Origin of the sequence: Chryseobacterium kimseyorum, assembly GCF_025971945.1 — a bacterium.
In the GTDB taxonomy this organism is placed as follows: Bacteria; Bacteroidota; Bacteroidia; order Flavobacteriales; family Weeksellaceae; genus Chryseobacterium; species Chryseobacterium kimseyorum.
Window position 1 is genome coordinate 29,373 of record NZ_JAPDHW010000005.1, and the last position, 17,663, is coordinate 47,035.

16 protein-coding genes are annotated in these 17,663 nt (G+C 37.1%); 12 read left to right on the forward strand and 4 right to left on the reverse strand.

The window, feature by feature from the left end:
• Positions 1 to 115 precede the first annotated feature (115 nt).
• Entirely contained in the window at positions 116 to 631 is a 516-nt protein-coding gene (locus OMO38_RS08250; protein ID WP_263003528.1) for a gamma carbonic anhydrase family protein, read from the reverse strand.
• A 154-nt stretch (positions 632 to 785) separates the two neighbouring features.
• On the opposite strand from OMO38_RS08250, the gene OMO38_RS08255 reads away from it, so the two are divergent.
• From OMO38_RS08255 to OMO38_RS08270, 4 genes are all read left to right on the forward strand, one after another.
• Positions 786 to 1,664, forward strand: coding sequence for a NifU family protein (locus OMO38_RS08255; protein ID WP_263003529.1), 879 nt, complete (start codon positions 786 to 788; stop codon positions 1,662 to 1,664).
• 83 nt (positions 1,665 to 1,747) lie between these two features.
• Entirely contained in the window at positions 1,748 to 2,770 is a 1,023-nt protein-coding gene (gene hemH / locus OMO38_RS08260; RefSeq protein WP_406567304.1) for a ferrochelatase, read from the forward strand.
• A 216-nt stretch (positions 2,771 to 2,986) separates the two neighbouring features.
• Positions 2,987 to 3,214 (forward strand): hypothetical protein, encoded by a 228-nt coding sequence (locus OMO38_RS08265; protein WP_264749729.1) that lies wholly within the window; start codon positions 2,987 to 2,989, stop codon positions 3,212 to 3,214.
• Positions 3,214 to 3,474, forward strand: a complete 261-nt coding sequence (locus OMO38_RS08270; protein ID WP_264749730.1) for a hypothetical protein — start codon at positions 3,214 to 3,216, stop codon at positions 3,472 to 3,474. Before OMO38_RS08265 ends, OMO38_RS08270 begins: the two co-directional genes overlap by 1 nt.
• Positions 3,475 to 3,632: 158 nt before the next feature.
• Here the strand turns inward: OMO38_RS08270 and OMO38_RS08275 are convergent, their stop codons facing one another.
• Complete coding sequence (locus OMO38_RS08275; protein ID WP_264749731.1) at positions 3,633 to 4,844, reverse strand: type IX secretion system plug protein; 1,212 nt, start codon at positions 4,842 to 4,844, stop codon at positions 3,633 to 3,635.
• A 61-nt stretch (positions 4,845 to 4,905) separates the two neighbouring features.
• On the opposite strand from OMO38_RS08275, the gene OMO38_RS08280 reads away from it, so the two are divergent.
• Positions 4,906 to 5,544: an MBL fold metallo-hydrolase gene (locus tag OMO38_RS08280; protein WP_264749732.1), complete on the forward strand. Its 639-nt coding sequence runs from the start codon at positions 4,906 to 4,908 to the stop codon at positions 5,542 to 5,544.
• A gap of 72 nt (positions 5,545 to 5,616) precedes the next feature.
• Here OMO38_RS08280 and OMO38_RS08285 read toward each other — a convergent pair whose 3' ends face one another.
• Complete coding sequence (locus tag OMO38_RS08285) at positions 5,617 to 6,171, reverse strand: thioredoxin family protein (protein ID WP_264749733.1); 555 nt, start codon at positions 6,169 to 6,171, stop codon at positions 5,617 to 5,619.
• Positions 6,172 to 6,470: 299 nt separating this feature from the next.
• On the opposite strand from OMO38_RS08285, the gene OMO38_RS08290 reads away from it, so the two are divergent.
• The 4 genes from OMO38_RS08290 to OMO38_RS08305 all read left to right on the forward strand — a co-directional run bounded on the left by OMO38_RS08290 (position 6,471) and on the right by OMO38_RS08305 (position 13,530).
• Positions 6,471 to 7,067, forward strand: coding sequence for a TetR/AcrR family transcriptional regulator (locus OMO38_RS08290; RefSeq protein WP_264749734.1), 597 nt, complete (start codon positions 6,471 to 6,473; stop codon positions 7,065 to 7,067).
• 349 nt (positions 7,068 to 7,416) lie between these two features.
• The gene (locus OMO38_RS08295; protein ID WP_264749735.1) at positions 7,417 to 8,577 is read left to right on the forward strand and encodes an efflux RND transporter periplasmic adaptor subunit; all 1,161 of its coding nucleotides are present in this window, start codon (positions 7,417 to 7,419) and stop codon (positions 8,575 to 8,577) included.
• A gap of 118 nt (positions 8,578 to 8,695) precedes the next feature.
• Positions 8,696 to 11,878, forward strand: coding sequence for an efflux RND transporter permease subunit (locus OMO38_RS08300; protein ID WP_264749736.1), 3,183 nt, complete (start codon positions 8,696 to 8,698; stop codon positions 11,876 to 11,878).
• 239 nt (positions 11,879 to 12,117) lie between these two features.
• Positions 12,118 to 13,530 carry an efflux transporter outer membrane subunit gene (locus OMO38_RS08305; RefSeq protein ID WP_264749737.1) on the forward strand — a complete coding sequence of 471 codons (1,413 nt, stop codon included), beginning with the start codon at positions 12,118 to 12,120 and terminating at the stop codon, positions 13,528 to 13,530.
• A 343-nt stretch (positions 13,531 to 13,873) separates the two neighbouring features.
• Here OMO38_RS08305 and miaA read toward each other — a convergent pair whose 3' ends face one another.
• On the reverse strand, positions 13,874 to 14,800 hold the full coding sequence (gene miaA / locus OMO38_RS08310) for a tRNA (adenosine(37)-N6)-dimethylallyltransferase MiaA (RefSeq protein WP_264749738.1): 927 nt from the start codon (positions 14,798 to 14,800) through the stop codon (positions 13,874 to 13,876).
• 141 nt (positions 14,801 to 14,941) lie between these two features.
• Here miaA and OMO38_RS08315 point away from each other — a divergent pair, with 141 nt between their 5' ends.
• The 3 genes from OMO38_RS08315 (at position 14,942) to nadA (ending at position 17,577) form a co-directional block, all read left to right on the forward strand.
• Positions 14,942 to 15,799: a YicC family protein gene (locus tag OMO38_RS08315; RefSeq protein WP_263003553.1), complete on the forward strand. Its 858-nt coding sequence runs from the start codon at positions 14,942 to 14,944 to the stop codon at positions 15,797 to 15,799.
• A gap of 82 nt (positions 15,800 to 15,881) precedes the next feature.
• Positions 15,882 to 16,445 (forward strand): guanylate kinase, encoded by a 564-nt coding sequence (gmk, locus tag OMO38_RS08320; protein ID WP_264749739.1) that lies wholly within the window; start codon positions 15,882 to 15,884, stop codon positions 16,443 to 16,445.
• A gap of 112 nt (positions 16,446 to 16,557) precedes the next feature.
• Entirely contained in the window at positions 16,558 to 17,577 is a 1,020-nt protein-coding gene (gene nadA / locus OMO38_RS08325) for a quinolinate synthase NadA (protein WP_264749740.1), read from the forward strand.
• Positions 17,578 to 17,663: the final 86 nt, after the last annotated feature.

Genomic DNA, 17,663 nt, shown 5'->3' on the forward strand with positions numbered 1-17,663 from the left:
TTAGTTCAGAGCTTTTCTATTTGCATGATTAAAAAATAGATTTTGGCTAAAGCCAATAGATTTCTTTCCTCATTGTAAAACGGGCTAAAGCCCGTTCCTATTGAGTAATCTTCATCTACTCTTTATACCAAGAAGAATATTTCACATAATTATCTGCAATACGATTCACTTCTCCCTCCAATAATGCCGAAGAAATATCTTTAATCTTTCTTGCCGGAACTCCGCCCCACACTTCGCCGGATTTAATATGCGTTCCCTGAGTCACTACCGAACCTGCCCCAACAATGGAATTCTCCTCAACCAGACAGTCATCCATTACGATAGAACCCATTCCAATCAAAACATTATCTTTGATTCTGCATCCGTGAACGATAGCGTTGTGACCGATAGACACATTATTTCCGATTTCCAATGGAAATTTTTCGTACGTACAGTGTAACATGGCGTTATCCTGCACATTAACCTTATCTCCCATTTTGATGTAATTTACATCACCTCTGATCACCGCATTATACCAAATACTGCAGTCTTTTCCCATCACTACATCGCCAATAATCGTGGCGGTTTCTGCCAAAAAAGTATTATCTCCGATTTGCGGTGCTTTTCCTAAAAGTTCTTTTACAAGTGCCATATTTTTAATTTGAAAATTTGAAAATGAGTCAATTTGAAAATCATTTACGTTGTCATCCTGCTTTTTTAAATTACAGTGATAGCAAAAATCTAAGTTCCAAATTCTAACTTCCCAGTTCTTATCCGTATTTTTGTATCTCAAATTTAAAGAAAAAATGCATACTATTCTTATAGAGCCAACTGAAAACCCAAAAGTGATGAAATTTGTAGCTGATTACAACTTGATTCCCGGGTCTTTGGAGTTGGACAGAAATTCAGATATATCAGAAATCCCTTTAGCACAGGAAGTTTTTAACTATCCTTTTGTGGAAAGAATTTTCATTACTGCTAATTTTGTTGCCGTGGCTAAACAGGATACGGTAGAATGGGAACATATTGCCGAAAATCTGAAAAATGTAATTGAGGATGAGCTTTTGGCCAACCCGAGAATCTATCTTCAGAAGAAAAAGGAAATGATTCAGATTTATGCAGAGATGACACCCAATCCCAATGTAATGAAATTTGTTTCGAGCAAAATTCTGATGGATGGTTTCGTGGAAGTAAAATCGAGAGAAGCTTCAGAAGGAGTTCCTTTGGCTCAGGCTATTTTTAAAGATTTTGATTTTGCTAAAGAAGTCTTTATTTCAGATAATTTCGTGGCAGTGACAAGAGATAATTCTGTGGAATGGCATCAGGTAATGATGGCGGTTCGTGGTTTGATTGCCGAATACCTTCAAAGTGGTGGCGAAATTTCGAATATTGTTGCTCAGAAGCACGAAAGTCCTGTTGAAAACATTATTAACAGAGATTATACAGATAACGAACAGAAAATTTCTGATATTTTAAATGAATATGTAGCTCCTGCAGTGGAAAATGACGGTGGAAAAATTTCATTAATTGAATATGATGAAGCCAATAAAACTGCAAAGATGCTTTTACAGGGCGCTTGTTCAGGATGCCCGAGTTCTACTGCAACTTTAAAAGGTGGAATTGAAAATATCTTAAAACAGTTCGTGCCCGATTTAGTACAACACGTAGAAGCAGTAAACGGCTAAACATACGCAATAAGTACTGAGTAATAGGCAATGTTTTTGTATACTGCTTATTACTCATTTTTCATTACCTACTACTTATATTTATGAAAGGAATATTATTAGTCAATCTAGGTTCACCAAGATCCACCTCTGTACCTGATGTGCGGGAATATCTTGATGAATTTTTGATGGACGAGAAAGTCATTGATTACCGATGGTTCTTCCGTGCACTTTTGGTTCAGGGAATTATTTTGAATACAAGACCTGCAAAATCAGCTGAAGCCTACAAAACTGTCTGGACAGATGAAGGTTCACCTTTAATTGTCATCACTCAGAAAATTCAGAAAAAACTTCAGAAATTGGTTGACGTTCCGGTAGAAATCGGGATGAGATATGCTCAACCAAGCATTGAAGCCGGAATTCAAAAGCTCGTTGATCAAGGAGTGACAGAAATCGTTTTATTTCCTCTTTATCCGCAATACGCGATGAGTACTACTGAAACGGTGATTGAAAAAGCAGAGGAAGTTAGAAAGAAAAAATTTCCGGGAATTAAAATCAATTACGTACAGCCTTTTTACAATAGAGAAATTTACACCGATTGTCTTGCAGAAAGCATCAGAGAAAAACTTCCTGAAAATTTCGATGCGTTACAGTTTTCATATCATGGCGTTCCCGAAAGACATATTTATAAGACAGACCCAACAAATACCTGTAATCTGAACGACTGCTGTTCGCGTGAGAACAATCCCAGTCATCAGTTCTGTTATCGTCACCAGTGTTTTGATGTCACCAATTCTGTGATTAAAAAATTAGGTTTACCAAAAGAAAAAGTAATGGTAACCTTTCAGTCAAGATTGGGGAAAGATAAATGGATGGAACCTTATACGGATGAAACTTTAGAAACCATTGGCAAAAAAGGAATTAAAAACCTCGCTATTGTTTGTCCGGCCTTCGTTTCCGACTGTCTGGAAACTTTAGAAGAGATTTCTGTAGAAGGAAAACATCAGTTTGAACATGGTGGTGGAGAAAATTTCCATTATATCCCATGCCTTAACGATGAAGACCGATGGATTGATGTTGTAAAAACACTCTGTGAGGAAAAACTGAATGAATTTTATTTCGTTTAAATAAAGTTTAAAAAAATATCGAGGGACATTTGAGCAATCAGATGTCCTTTTTGCATCTATTTCATCAACACCCCCTCAAAAACACAGGGTAAAATAAATAAATATTAATTTATTTTAAATTAATTTAAAATTTAAAGGGGGTAAGTTTGGTTTTTTAATATTTTTTTGTACTTTTACCCTATCAAAAGATAGGGACAATTTAAAAAATTAGAAATAATGGACTCAAGTATAGAAATTCTAAAAAGAAAAATTGACAGTTTCACTCCTGAACTTGCAGAGGCGTTCATTAGAATCGTAGATAATTTAGATACGACTCCTAAAATTAATGTTCCACAATTTCAGCTGGATGAAGTTTTTAACAGAATTCAATTTCACTCAGAAAACCCTGCAACAAAACTTGATTTTTTTGAGAACATCTCTGAATTAGAAAAAATCTGTGCGTAATGAAAGTTTTACTGTCATCGATTGCAAAGAATGACATTCGAATGCTGATGCGGGTTTTCAATGCTGAGGAACACAATAAGGACAGGTATTTCCTGGACGACTTGAAAGAATCCATTAATACAATTGTAAACAACTACGAAAGGTTAGATATAAAAAGTAAAGAAGTTCAGGTTTATAAAACCGAAAAATTTCCGGTCGATATTCATTATTTGTTTGAAGATAACGACAGCCTTTTTATCACCGCCATTTTTAAGAATTAAGAAAAAAGATATTTAATTGACGACTTTTTTTGACATTATTATATAGTTTGATTTTATCTGTAAAGGTCTTGTACACCTTAAACAGCAACCTTACAAATGGAAAATTTGTAAGGTTTTTTAATTTTAATCTAAATATTTTCGTCAATAGTAATTTCAGATTATTTTACAGGCGTTCTGAATTCGCCATAACCTAACAGTCCATCGTAATTTCTGCCAAAAGGTTTGTAATACAGGAATGCCTGATAAAGATTTTCTGTCTGCCAGAAATTTCCGTTGATTTCCCCTAAATTTAGAGAACCGTTAGCTTCTTTGGTTCCCAGAATGTAATTGTAAAAACCCTGTTTCAGAAAAATTTTAGCGATGTACTTTTTAGTTTCTGCATCGTAAAGCATCTGAGATTCTTTGTTTGCTTTAAAATCATTAAAGCCTCCCAAGACATACAGCTCTTTTTCCATAGGTTCAGAATCTAAAGAAAAGTGAACCCAGGCGTAATCTGCCTCACGTTCTGCATTTCTCTCTAAGCCCAAATCATTTCTTCTGTAATAAAAAGCTCCGTTGACATCAGGCTGGTACTGATAATTTAAAGGATATGCCCACACCGGATGCAGATACGTATGATTAACACCGTCTTTCAAACCTGTTTCGTAAACCATATCTGCAGGCATATTCATATTTTTATTATCAAAATAATAAAATTCGTTATTCCCCGGAAACACAATACTCATTTGCTGGAACAAAATCTGACTGCCCAATGTAGAGCTTGGTTTCAAATTGGTGATTTTCATGTTCGGATTGTTATTCTGCATCACATTCAGCGTCATAGAATTTACATTTCCTGAGAGATCACCGCCTTTTGAAGTCGCTTGAACTTCTACTCTCTGATTAACGTTAGGATTTCTGGCATCTGCAATTCTTGAAATATTAAGAGCCAAATTAGCCTGATCTTCTACCAAAGAAAACCTCTTGGTAAAAAGCGGCTTGTCTGCAGAATCTTTATAGACTATAATTTCAAAATTTCCGGATATTTTCGGTCTGATTTTGTCGTTTGGAAAACTGAGCTTATAATGAGTGTATGGCTGTATGGTATTGAAAGAATATTCAAACTGATCAAGCAGCGCATTCATACTTCCGGTGGCAATCTCTGTAAAAAAAAGATTGTCATCCTGCCAGTTTCTGTCGTAATGCTTGATGGTATATCTAAAAACCGTACTTGAATTAGTGAGATCATCAAAACTCAGCACCAATTGCTGATTCATATTGATAACCGGCGTTTCGTCATTGGTTTGAGGATTAAACAACTGAATACTTTGAATGTTCTGCCCGAAAGCCAAAGAACCTAAACTGAGTAAAAATATCTGCAACGTTTTCATTATGACGAAGATAACGAATCTCTGAAGAATATCGTATTTTTGATAAAAAAATATTCAGAATATGTTTCAAATACAGGCCTTCGTGTGCAACTTCGCAAGTGAAAATACCTACGTACTTTATAATGAAAATAAAAATGCCTGGCTGATCGATCCGGGAAATATGAACGAACAGGAAACCAAGGCTATTAAAGGTTTCATCACTGAGAATGAACTGAAAGTTGAAAAAATTATTTTAACACATGCTCACATTGATCACATCTTAGGTCTGCAATGGGCATTTGACACGTATAAAGTTCCTGTTACAATGCACCAGGATGATAAAGAAGTCCTGGATATGTTCCAGATCAGCGGAATGAGATTTGGATTTGAGCTAGATCACATAAATGTTGATTTAGAATACATCAGTGAGGGCGACGAATTGGATTTTGACGGAAAAAAATTTAAAATCTATCACGTTCCGGGACATTCGCCAGGAAGCGTGGTGTATCATAATGAAACTCAGAAATTTATGATTTCCGGAGACGTTTTATTTGAAGGAAGCATTGGAAGAACTGATTTATACAAAGGAAACTATGAGCAACTCATTAAAGGAATTATAACTAAACTTTTAATTCTGGATGAAGAAACGCAGGTATTCTCAGGACATGGAAATCCCACCAAGATCGGTTTTGAGAAACAGTATAATCCTTTTCTTAAGTAAGAGTTCTAAAAATTTAAAGCAAAAAACCGCCAGATTTCTCTGGCGGTTTTTGTTTATTATGAACGAAAATATTTATTTCCACTTAATATTACAACCCATGCTCGGTCTCTGAATTTCTTCCTGTGGCTCACCGATTAAAAGATTTTCGAAAGCGATAATCAAATCTTCTCCAGTCACTTCTTTATGATTTCCAGGTCTTGAATCGTCCATCTGACCTCTGTAAATTAAATCTAATTTATCATCGAAGAAAAAGAAATCCGGTGTGCAAGCCGCGTCATAAGCTTTAGCAATCGCCTGACTTTCGTCGTATAAATAAGGAAAGTCAAATTTTCTTTCAATCTGAAATTCAATCATTTTTTCCGAAGAGTCTGCAGGATATTTCTCTACATTATTTGAACTGATGGCGATAAATTCAATACCAGCCTCATTATAATCTTCATAAAGTTCCGTCAGTTTATCAATCACATGAAGCACAAACGGACAATGATTGCACATAAAAATGATCAGTGTACCTTTTTCACCTTTCAAATCATCTAATGACTGAACTTCATTGCTTTTCGAAGGATTCGGAAGTTCAAAAAACGGTGCTTTCGTTCCTAGTGCCAACATATTTGAGGGAGTATTCATATCTTCTTTATTTAATGACAAAGATAAAGATTTCTTTTGTTATTCAGGAGACTGGCTTACCGATGGAAGTCGAAACTTTATACAATTTTTCAACCAAGAATGAGCCAATTGAGTGAGACTATGTAATGCATTTGTTTTTACAATAATATAAATGTGACATGCTAAGTTCCTATCTACACTGCATTCAGCACAATTTATTCACTAGTAATCCAAAGCATTTACACTTAGACATGAAAATTGTTTTGGAACTTACCTATAAATGTTTGTAGTTTTGCTAACACTGTTAGTAAAATAAAATCATGGGATTACATGAACGTCGTCAAAGAGAAAAGGAATCTATCCGTGCAAATATTTTGCAGGCTGCATTCACTTTGGCTAAAACTGACGGTTGGGCTTCACTTTCAATCCGTAAAATTGCGGATGCTATTGAGTACAGTGCGCCGGTAGTCTATGACCATTTTGAAAACAAGGAAGCGATTCTTTATGAAATTTCTATCAATGGTTTTCATTGCCTGCAAACAGAATTATTGAAATCGAAGGAAAAGCACGAAACTCCGGAAGATCAGTTAACAGCAATCGTTGACGCGTACTGGAATTTTGCTTTTAAAAATAAAGAATATTATCAGTTAATGTTTGGCTTGGGAATGCAGTGCAGCGGAAAAGGGATGATGAAAGAAGAATTCTCATCGTTTCAGGACATGTTGTACGACTCTACTTTTGAAATTATTCAGAAGAAAGGTTCAAATCCTGATAATGCCTGTCACTCTTCACATGCTTTGTTTTCTGCAGTACACGGATTGATCTCAATTATGATGATGAGAAATGATGATATTCCTTCCACAATGAACAAAACAACTCTAGACGAAACCGTTTCAGCCTTTATTAAATCTTTGTAAATTTTTTTGTACTAAAAATTAACACTGTTAGGAAAATTAACAACAAACAAATGCCTCTAACTCAAGTAACCTAAAATAATACCCTTTTAAAATGAAACATAATTTCTTCACCTTAATTCTGGCAATACTATTTCCTTATCATTAACACTGTTAGTAAAAATAACAATGTAATTATTTTAATCTCAATAAAATTTAAATACTGCTACCATGTAAATCGAAAAATAATCTTCACCTAACATTCTGTTATTTTTTTTGACTAGTTAATTAACACTGTTAGAAAATATAACACAATCTTAATACAAAACAACATTATCTAACCTAACACTCCATTTAAAAAATAAAACTTACAATGAAAACAACTGCAAAAGCAAAATTGATTGTACTTATATCAAGTATCATTCTTTTACAGAGTTGCACCAAAGCAGCAGAAGGCAACAATGCTGCTCCACCCACTCCGGCATTGCCGGTATTTACCGTAACCTCAGCTCCAGCCACAATTTATCAGGAATTCCCGACCGCCTTGGAAGGAAAAAACAATGTTGAAATCAGATCACAGGTTGACGGATATTTAGATAAAATTTACGTAGAAGAAGGCGCTTACGTGAGAGCCGGACAGCCTTTATTTAAAATAGATTCAAGAGCGTACGGTGAACAGATGAATATGGCCAATGCCAATCTACAGGTCGCCAATGCCAACATTCAAAAAGCGAAAGTAGAAGTAGACAGACTTCAGCCCTTAGTTGCTGCAAAAGTAGTTTCTGATGTACAGTTAAGAACTGCAAAAGCCAATTACGCAGCGGCCGTAGCTGCAGGATCACAGGCCAAAGCTTCCGTTGGCGGTGCCAGAATCAACGTTGGATTTACCACAGTTACAGCGCCTGTCAGCGGTTACATCGGGAGAATTCCTCACAAAAAAGGAAGTCTGATTTCAAGAACAGATGCTGATCCGTTGACGATGCTTTCAGACATCAGTGAAATCTACGCTTACTTCTCGTTAAGTGAATTGGATTTCATCGGTTTCCAGAAAAAGTACGCCGGAGCAACCTTAAACGAAAAACTGAAAAATATGCCGATGGTAGATTTGGTCATCGCCGACAACAGCACCTATCCTGAAAAAGGAAAAATGAGCATTGTGGATGGACAGTTTGACAAAACCACAGGAGCCATCAGCGTTCGCGCAGTTTTCCCAAATCCGAACGGAACATTGAGAACAGGAAATACAGGAAGAGTCCGTATGCCTCAGTTATTTGCCAACACGTTGGTTATTCCGCAGGAAGCTACTTTCGAAATACAGGATAAAATCTACGTTTACGTCGTTGGAAAAGATAAAAAAGTAACCGGAAAACCAATCACCATCTCAGGAAAAACAGACAGCTATTACTTTATCTCTGAAGGACTGGTTGCAGGTGACCAAATTGTGTTCACAGGAATCGGAGCGTTGAAAGATGGTGTGATGATTCAGCCAAAAGCGATTTCTTCTGACAGTTTACTTAAAGCAAAACCATTGTAAAACAGCTTTTTGCTTCTGGCTTTCAATTCAATATTAAATAATATTATTTCTGCAGCAGTATTTTTTTAGCCAGTGGCCAAAAGCTAATCGCTAATAGCAACTTAAAATTAAACTTCTTATGTTAAAAAAATTCATAGATAGACCGGTACTTTCTACGGTTATCTCCATTATACTATTGCTGTTGGGAGCGATGTCGGTTTTTAACCTGCCGATTACGCTGTTTCCCGATATTGCACCGCCGAGCGTTCAGGTGACGGCATTTTATCCGGGAGCGAATGCAGAAGTTGTTGCCCGCTCCGTGGCTGTTCCTATTGAAGAAGCGGTGAACGGTGTTGAGAACATGACGTACATGACCTCAAATTCTAGTAACGACGGATCCATGACGTTAAGTGTGTTTTTCAAACAGGGTTCAGATCCGGACAACGCAGCGGTGAATGTTCAGAACCGTGTTTCCAAAGCGATGAGTCAGCTTCCGCAGGAGGTTGTACAGGCGGGAATTTCCACGCAGAAAGTTCAGAACAGTATGATTATGTTTATGGGATTATCAAGTGACGATCCAAAACAATATGACGAACTTTTCTTACAGAATTATCTGAAAATCAACGTAATTCCTCAAATACAACGTATTCCGGGAGTTGCTCAGGCTCAGGTCTTCGGAACGAGAGATTATTCCATGAGACTTTGGCTGAAGCCAGACCGTTTGGCAGCCAACAATCTTTCTCCACAGGAAGTTTTGGCAGCAGTAAAAGATCACAATCTTGAAGCAGCACCGGGACGTCTTGGACAGGGAAGCAAGGAAACTTACGAATATATCTTAAAGTATAAAGGTAAATTAAACAAAAATGCAGACTACGAAAACATCGCCATCAAATCAAACAGTGACGGTTCGTTTTTAAGATTAAAAGATGTTGCGAGAGTAGAATTCGGTTCTTACACCTACACCGCAGCCAACAGAATGGACGGTAAACCTGTTGCAGGTTTTGCCATTTTACAGACAGCAGGTTCCAATGCAAATGAAATTTTAACTGCTATTGAAAAGCAGATTGAAGAAATGAAAACTACCTTACCTAAAGGAGTTGAGCCTATCATTATGTACAATTCGAAAGACTTTTTGGATGCGTCAATTCATCAGGTTGTAGAAACACTGGTCATTGCATTTATTCTCGTTTTTATTGTGGTGTATATTTTTCTTCAGGATTTCAGGTCTACATTAATTCCAGCGATTGCAGTTCCGGTGGCGATTGTCGGCACATTTTTCTTCCTGCAGATGTTTGGTTTCAGTATCAACATGTTGACATTGTTTGCATTGGTTTTAGCCATCGGAATTGTGGTGGATGATGCGATTGTCGTTGTGGAAGCCGTCCATTCAAAAATGGAACAGACAGGAATGCCGGTCGAGCAGGCAACCACAAATTCAATGAGCGAAATTTCAGGAGCGATTATTTCGATTACGCTGGTGATGTGTGCGGTGTTTATTCCGGTTGGTTTTATGCAGGGTCCGGCGGGAGTTTTCTACAGACAGTTTGCCTTTACTTTGGTGATCGCGATTCTAATTTCAGCGGTTAATGCATTGACATTGAGTCCGGCGTTATGTGCTTTATTATTGAATGATCCTCAGGGAGAACACGGTGAACATGGTCAGAAAAAAGGTTTTGGAGCGAAGTTTTTTAATGCTTTTAACAAAAGCTTTAACAACATGACCAGAAAGTATATTTACAGCCTTAAATTTTTAATTAAAAATAAATGGGTTGCCGTTACAGGTCTTGCATTGATCACAGCGGCAAGTGTTTTCTTAATCAATAAAGCTCCGACAGGATTTATTCCAACAGAAGATCAGGGATTTGTTCTGTATGCCGTAAATACGCCTCCCGGAAGTTCATTAGACAGAACCCACAGAGCGACTGAACAGATTGATAAAATTATCAACGGTGAGAAAGCCAAAAATCACCTTTGGGTTGCCGACGGAATGAATTTCATCAGTAATTCCAATGCTTCTCCGTATGCTGCAGGTTTTATTAAGCTTAAAGACTTTGAAGACCGTGGCGAAGTGAAAGATCCAGATCAGATTGCAGCAGCCCTGACAGGAAAAGTAGCTCAGGTAAAAGACGCCAACGCATTCTTCTTCAACTTCCCGACAGTACAGGGTTTTGGTAACGTTTCAGGGTTTGAATTTATGCTTCAGGATAAAACGAACGGCTCTTTTGAACAGTTGGGAACCACTACTCAGACATTTATCGGAGAATTGATGAAACGTCCGGAAATTGCTTTCGCATTTACAACGTACGCAGCAGGAAATCCTCAGTACACGATTGATGTGGATACCGATAAAGCCAATCAGCTCGGAGTTTCAGTCACTGAACTGATGCAGACGATGCAGATTTATTATGGAAGCAGCTTCGTTTCAGATTTCAACAGATTCGGGAAATACTACAGAGTAATGGCTCAGGCAGATATTGCTTACCGTAACGATGCAGATTCAATGGAAGGAATTTATGTTAAAAATAAAACCGGAGAAATGGTTCCTGTAAAGACTTTGGTTACTTTAAAAAGAACTTTCGGACCGGAAACGGTGTCAAGAAACAACTTATTCAACGCCGTGACCATCAACGGAACTCCGAAACCTGGTTACAGTACTGGAGATGCCATCAAAGCGGTAGAGGAAGTTGCCCAAAAATCACTTCCTCGTGGATACGGTTATGAATGGACAGGAATTACCCGTGAAGAAATCAAAACCGGCGGACAGACTGCTTTTGTATTTATGTTAAGTATTTTGTTTGTGTATTTCCTATTGGCAGCTCAGTATGAAAGTTACATTCTCCCGTTTGCGGTTATTTTGACCATTCCAACAGGGATTTTCGGAGTATTTGCTTTCACAGGATTGGCTGGAATTGATAATAACATTTACGTACAAGTTGGTTTAATCATGCTCGTCGGATTGTTAGCGAAAAATGCGATTCTGATTGTCGAGTTTGCCGTTCAAAGAAGAAAAGTAGGGAAATCATTGATTGAATCGGCACTTCAGGCTTCAAGATTACGTCTGAGACCAATCTTAATGACTTCATTTGCTTTCATTATTGGTATGTTACCATTGGTTTGGACGCAAGGTGCCGCAGCAAAAGGAAATCACTCCATTGGAATCAGTACCGTTGGCGGAATGTTTACAGGAGTTGTCTTTGGGATTTTCATTATTCCGGTGATGTACGTCATCTTCCAGTATTTACATGAAAAAATGCCGAGCAGAAAGACTAAAAGACTTCAAAGACAAAAACTGGAAGAAGAACTTTTAGCATCAGCACATTAATAATAAATGATTAACAAAACTTTGAGATTTTTTTTTACCACAAAAGTCACAAAAGATTTACACACCTTTTATTTAAGTTAAAATGTTTGAAAATAAAAGAACATATAAGTTTTCTTAAAACTCTAAAATCTGTGAAAATCTGTGCGATCTGTGGGAAAGTAAAAGCAAAATATTTTCTCCTACTAAAGACAGTTTTGCTTACCACTCAAAGTTTTGTGATCATTTTAAATAACCTATTTATGAAACGAGTAAAAAATATAATCATCGCTTTTGGGATTGCATTAGGTGCAGTTTCCTGTGTGCCGAAACTGGCCTATCAGGAAGCTAAACCGCAACTTCCCGAAACATTCAAATACACCGCAACCGCCGACACAGCAAGTGTTGCCAACCTTCAGTGGAAACAGTTTTTCAATGATCCGATTTTACAGGATTTGATTGAAAAAGGAATTAAAAATAATTACGATTTACAGATTGCCTTGAAACAGGTCGCTTCCTCACAGGAAAGACTGAAGCAGGCAAAATATCTTCAGTATCCTGATATTGGTTTCGGAGTTTCTGCGCAGATTTCAAAACCTTCTAAGAACAGTATGAATGGGCAGAGCTTAAATTTATTTTTAGGTCAGAGTCATGTTGAAGATTATAATGCTGCATTCAATTTATCCTGGGAAGCAGATATTTGGGGTAAAATAAAAAACCAGCAGGAAGTTTCAAAAATCCAGTATCTGCAGACTTATGAAGCGACTAAAGCAATTCAGACACAAGTTGTTGCAGCAATTGCTCAGGGTTATTACAATCTGTTGATGCTCGACAAACAACTGCAGATTGCAAAATCAAATTTAGAATTAAGCACTAACACGCTTTCTTTAACGGAAAAATTGTGGCAAAGCGGCGATACAACTTCATTGGGAGTTCAGCAGGCGACTGCTCAAAAGCAATCGACAGAACTTTTGATCACTCAACTGGAACAGAATATTGCGATTCAGGAAAATGCGCTGAGTATTTTGGTGGGTGAAAATCCAAATAAAGTTGACAGAACCATTGAAATGTCTGATACGTCTTTACCACAGGACATTTCAGCTGGACTTCCTGCAGCGATGGTGAGTCGCCGTCCGGATGTCCGTCAGCAGGAATTGGTTTTATTGGAATCTAATTCAATCGTAGGAATTGCTCAGGCAAATATGTATCCTTCATTGAAAATCACGGCTGCCGGTGGTGTAAATTCTTTTAAAATTGACAACTGGTTTTCAATTCCGGCATCACTGTTCGGTTCTGTTTTAGGCGGATTGACTCAGCCAATTTTCCAGAAAAGACAGTTGAAAACTGATTTAAATGTTGCTAAAATTCAGAGAGAGAAAAACGTTCTGGCATTCCGTCAGTCTGTTTTGAATGCAGTAGGCGAAGTTTCTGACGCATTGGTTTCCAACGAAAGTTTGAAAGTTCAGGAACAAAAAGCCAGCGAACAGGTAACAACATTAAAAAACGGAATCAAAAGTGCCGAAATGCTCTACAAAGGCGGCATGGCAAATTACTTAGAAGTGATTACCGCTCAGGGAAATTCTCTGCAGGCTGAACTGAATCTCGCGTCTGTAAAAAGACAGAGATTGAGTAGCATTGTAGATTTGTACCGGGCTTTAGGTGGCGGATGGAAGTAGTAAATTAATTATATTGTTTGAAGTGCGGTCTTAAGGGATCGCATTTTTTGTTTTATTAATTTTAAAAATTCCTTTTGTCATTCAGAGCGAAACGCAGTGGAGCGTGGAATCTAGACTTTATTTGTAGAGTTTTGTTAAATGCGTTGCTGAAATTTTTTCAGAATGACAAATGCGCGCTATTTTTTAACGCAAAGTTTTAATCAACAGATATGTAATTTTAAGAGAGTAAAGATTGCAACAAGTTGCTTAAGCGGACGCTTCATAAGAATCAAATTTATTGATTCCATTCTTTGCCCCCTAAAAATATTCAAAATAAAAATAAATCTTTGCGTTTAAAAACGCTTCAAATTTCACACTCAATGTATTCGATCAACCCATCAAAATCCTTTTCAGAATATCCAACTTTTATATAATGAATATTCTCTTCCTTTCTATACCAGGTCAACTGGCGTTTTGCAAATCTTCTTGAATTTTTTTTAATTTCAGAAACCGCAAAATCCAAATCCCATTCTCCGTCAAAATATTTAAAAAGCTCCGAATAACCAACCGTATTCAGTGACGCCAGATTTCTTCCTTCCTGAGATTTTCTTAAATCATCAAGATTTTTTGCCTCATCGAGCAAACCACTTTCCATCATTTTATCGACACGCAGATTGATTCTTTCGTAAACCGTTTCCCGAGGCGCTTCAATACCGATTCTTATCGTTTGGAAATTTCTTGGATTTTTGTCATGAGAAATATTTTCAGAATATGTTTTTCCGGTTTGCCAAATAACATCAATCGCCCGCAGCAGCCTTCTCTGATTGTGAATATCTACATTTTCGTAATATTCAGGATCTAAATCTTTCAGCATTTCCTGAAGTTTTTCAATTCCTTCAGTTTTCCAGATGGCTTCCAGTTTTTCCTGATTTTCATCATTCGATTCAGGCAAATCATTTAATCCTTCAATCACTGCTTTTTCATACATCATGCTTCCGCCAACCATCACAACAATGTCATATTTTTCAAAAAGCCGATCCAATAATTCCAGAGAATCATGCTCAAACTGACCGATAGAATAATAATCTTTTACAGAAAGCTGTCCGATAAAATGATGTTTTGCCTGCGAAAGTTCATCTTCCGAAGGTGCAGCAGTTCCGATTTTCATTTCGCTGAAAAACTGTCGGGAATCACAGGAAATAATTTCTGTATTAAAATGCTTAGCAAGCTCAATAGCAAGTTTGGTTTTGCCAATTCCGGTGGTGCCTACAACTGAAATCAGGGTTTTCATGGAATGATGGATGTTTGATAATGGATGTCTGAGTATGATGAATAATTTGCAGCAAGAATCTCAAATTTCAAACCTCAAATTTCGAATCAATTTTTAAATGTGCTAAATTAAATGTTTATCTTTGTACGACAATAAAAAACTATGATTTTATCAATGACCGGCTTCGGTAGAGCCGAAGGTGTTTTTGAAGGAAAGAAAATTTCGATCGATATTAAATCACTGAACAGCAAGAGCTTTGATTTGAACATCAAAATTCCTTTGCGTTACAAAGAAAAAGAATTTGAAGTAAGAAAAATTCTGAACGATAGAATCATCCGCGGAAAGGTAGATTGCTATATCAATATTGAGAATCTTGAAGAAACGAATGATGTAAAAATCAACAGAAGTCTGATCGATTCTTATATGAATGAACTTAAGAATATCGCTTCAGACGGACCGGATTTTGAGTATCTGAAAATGGCAGTAAGACTTCCTGATGCGATCACTTCAAGACCGGATGAATTGACTGAAGGTGAATGGGAAGCTTTGGCGAAAATCGTAAACAATGCGGTAGATAAATTCCAGGATTTCAGAAAAACCGAAGGGAAAATTCTTCACGAAGAACTGGAAAGAAACATCAGAAATATTGATAAATCTCTGGCAGAAGTTGTTCCTTACGAGCAAGTGAGAATTGATGCTGTGAAAGAACGTTACATGAAAACTTTAAAAGAGTTTGAGAACGTTGACGAAACAAGATTCTATCAGGAAATGGCTTATTTTACTGAAAAATTAGACATCCAGGAAGAAAAAGTGAGACTTTCCCAGCATTTGAAATACTATTCTGAAGTAATGGAAAACGAAGATTTTAACGGGAAAAAACTTGGTTTTATTTCGCAGGAAATCGGAAGAGAAATCAACACTTTAGGTTCAAAAGCCAATCACGCTGAAATTCAGAAATTGGTCGTGATGATGAAAGATGATTTGGAAAAAATTAAAGAGCAAACGCTTAATGTATTATAAATGATAGTTGATAAATGATCATTGATTAAATAGCAATTAAGTTTTTAATCAATCATCATGCATCAATTATCAATCATTATTTATGGATAGAGTTATCATATTTTCAGCGCCGTCGGGAAGCGGGAAAACAACATTGGTAAAACATTCTCTGGAAGCCATTCCGGAACTGGAGTTTTCCATTTCGTGCACGACGAGACAGCCGAGAGGAAGTGAAATTCACGCTGTTGATTATCACTTTATTTCGCCGGATGAATTCAGACAGAAAATTGCTGAAGAAGCTTTTGTGGAATTTGAAGAAGTGTACACCGATAAATATTACGGAACTCTGAAATCTGAGGTCGAAAAGATCTGGAATCAGGGAAAAGTTGTTATTTTTGATGTAGACGTGAAGGGCGGAATTTCATTAAAAAAATATTTTGGTGACAAAGCATTGTCCATTTTCATTGAACCACCTTCGATTGCTGAATTGGAACGGAGATTGATTTCAAGAAACACCGATGATGCCGAAACCATCAAAACCCGTGTAGAAAAAGCCGAAGAAGAGCTTACCTACGCAATAGAATTTGACCAAATCGTGATTAACAGCGATTTGAGTGAAGCAAAAAGAGAAATAGAAAGTTTAATAAAAAGTTTTATCGGGAAGTAAAGTCTGGAAGTTGGAAGCGGGATGATGGAAGTTTTGAATACCCTAAATTCAAACGAAATCCTTTTCCAAATTTTACTTTTAATTTCTGATAAAATAAAAAACACAGGTCGACATGAGTACCGAAACATTAGAAAAAGCTAAATCTACACTTCCTGTAAAAGGATTTTTAGACATTAAAGATATAGCAATTCCTCAAGGAGAAGATTTAGTAAAAGCCATTCTCCAACTGAAAGAAGAAAAAAACGCCGTAATCTTAGCGCACTATTACCAACCGGGAGAAATTCAGGATATCGCTGATTTCTTAGGAGATTCTCTTCAATTGGCAAGACAGGCAAAAGATACCGATGCCGACATGATTGTATTCTGCGGGGTACATTTCATGGCTGAAGCAGCAAAAATTCTGAACCCGACTAAAAAAGTTGTTCTTCCAGATACAATGGCTGGATGTTCTTTGGCAGATGGATGTTCTGGAGAAGGTTTGAGAAAAATGCGTGAGCAGCATCCAAATGCTTTGATTGCAACGTACATCAACTGTAATGCCGAAACGAAGGCAGAAAGCGACATCATCGTAACCAGTTCAAACGCTGAAACTGTAATTGAAGCTTTGCCAACTGACAGACCGATTATTTTCGCTCCGGATAAAAATTTAGGAAGATACCTATCTAAAAAAACCGGCCGTGATATGATTCTTTGGGATGGAAGCTGCATCGTACACGAAGCTTTCTCCATGGAAAGAATCGCACAGCAACTGGCAGATAATCCTGATGCAAAAATGATTGCACACCCGGAAAGCGAAGAAGCAGTTTTAAAACTGGCTCACTTCATCGGTTCGACGTCTGCCTTGTTGAATTTTGTTGAAAAAGACGACTGTCAGAAATTTATTATCGCGACTGAGGAAGGAATTCTACACGAAATGAGAAAACGTGCTCCACACAAAGAACTGATTCCTGCTTTGGTTTTTGACGAAAGCTGTAACTGCTCAGAATGTTTTTACATGAAGAGAAACACAATGGAAAAACTGTACCTGTGCATGAAATACGAACTTCCGGAAATCATCATTGAAGAAGAACTTCGATTGAAAGCATTGAAGCCCATCGAAGCGATGCTTGATCTTTCGAAAAGCATCAAATAAATTTTAAAGCGGGTTTTTTCACCCGCTTTTTTAAATTTCAATTGCCACGAATGCACGAATAAGTTTGCATCTTGTTTTTAAAAAAA

Bases quoted from the DNA above. Each gene is read 5' to 3' on its own strand.
- nadA (WP_264749740.1), top strand. From the start codon at position 16,558: ATGAGTACCGAAACATTAGAAAAAGCTAAATCTACACTTCCTGTAAAA.
- OMO38_RS08290 (WP_264749734.1), top strand. From the start codon at position 6,471: ATGGGATTACATGAACGTCGTCAAAGAGAAAAGGAATCTATCCGTGCA.
- miaA (WP_264749738.1), bottom strand. From the start codon at position 14,800: ATGAAAACCCTGATTTCAGTTGTAGGCACCACCGGAATTGGCAAAACC.
- OMO38_RS08270 (WP_264749730.1), top strand. From the start codon at position 3,214: ATGAAAGTTTTACTGTCATCGATTGCAAAGAATGACATTCGAATGCTG.
- OMO38_RS08265 (WP_264749729.1), top strand. From the start codon at position 2,987: ATGGACTCAAGTATAGAAATTCTAAAAAGAAAAATTGACAGTTTCACT.
- hemH (WP_406567304.1), top strand. From the start codon at position 1,748: ATGAAAGGAATATTATTAGTCAATCTAGGTTCACCAAGATCCACCTCT.
- OMO38_RS08285 (WP_264749733.1), bottom strand. From the start codon at position 6,171: ATGAATACTCCCTCAAATATGTTGGCACTAGGAACGAAAGCACCGTTT.
- OMO38_RS08275 (WP_264749731.1), bottom strand. From the start codon at position 4,844: ATGAAAACGTTGCAGATATTTTTACTCAGTTTAGGTTCTTTGGCTTTC.
- OMO38_RS08295 (WP_264749735.1), top strand. From the start codon at position 7,417: ATGAAAACAACTGCAAAAGCAAAATTGATTGTACTTATATCAAGTATC.
- OMO38_RS08255 (WP_263003529.1), top strand. From the start codon at position 786: ATGCATACTATTCTTATAGAGCCAACTGAAAACCCAAAAGTGATGAAA.
- OMO38_RS08300 (WP_264749736.1), top strand. From the start codon at position 8,696: ATGTTAAAAAAATTCATAGATAGACCGGTACTTTCTACGGTTATCTCC.
- gmk (WP_264749739.1), top strand. From the start codon at position 15,882: ATGGATAGAGTTATCATATTTTCAGCGCCGTCGGGAAGCGGGAAAACA.
- OMO38_RS08250 (WP_263003528.1), bottom strand. From the start codon at position 631: ATGGCACTTGTAAAAGAACTTTTAGGAAAAGCACCGCAAATCGGAGAT.
- OMO38_RS08305 (WP_264749737.1), top strand. From the start codon at position 12,118: ATGAAACGAGTAAAAAATATAATCATCGCTTTTGGGATTGCATTAGGT.
- OMO38_RS08315 (WP_263003553.1), top strand. From the start codon at position 14,942: ATGATTTTATCAATGACCGGCTTCGGTAGAGCCGAAGGTGTTTTTGAA.
- OMO38_RS08280 (WP_264749732.1), top strand. From the start codon at position 4,906: ATGTTTCAAATACAGGCCTTCGTGTGCAACTTCGCAAGTGAAAATACC.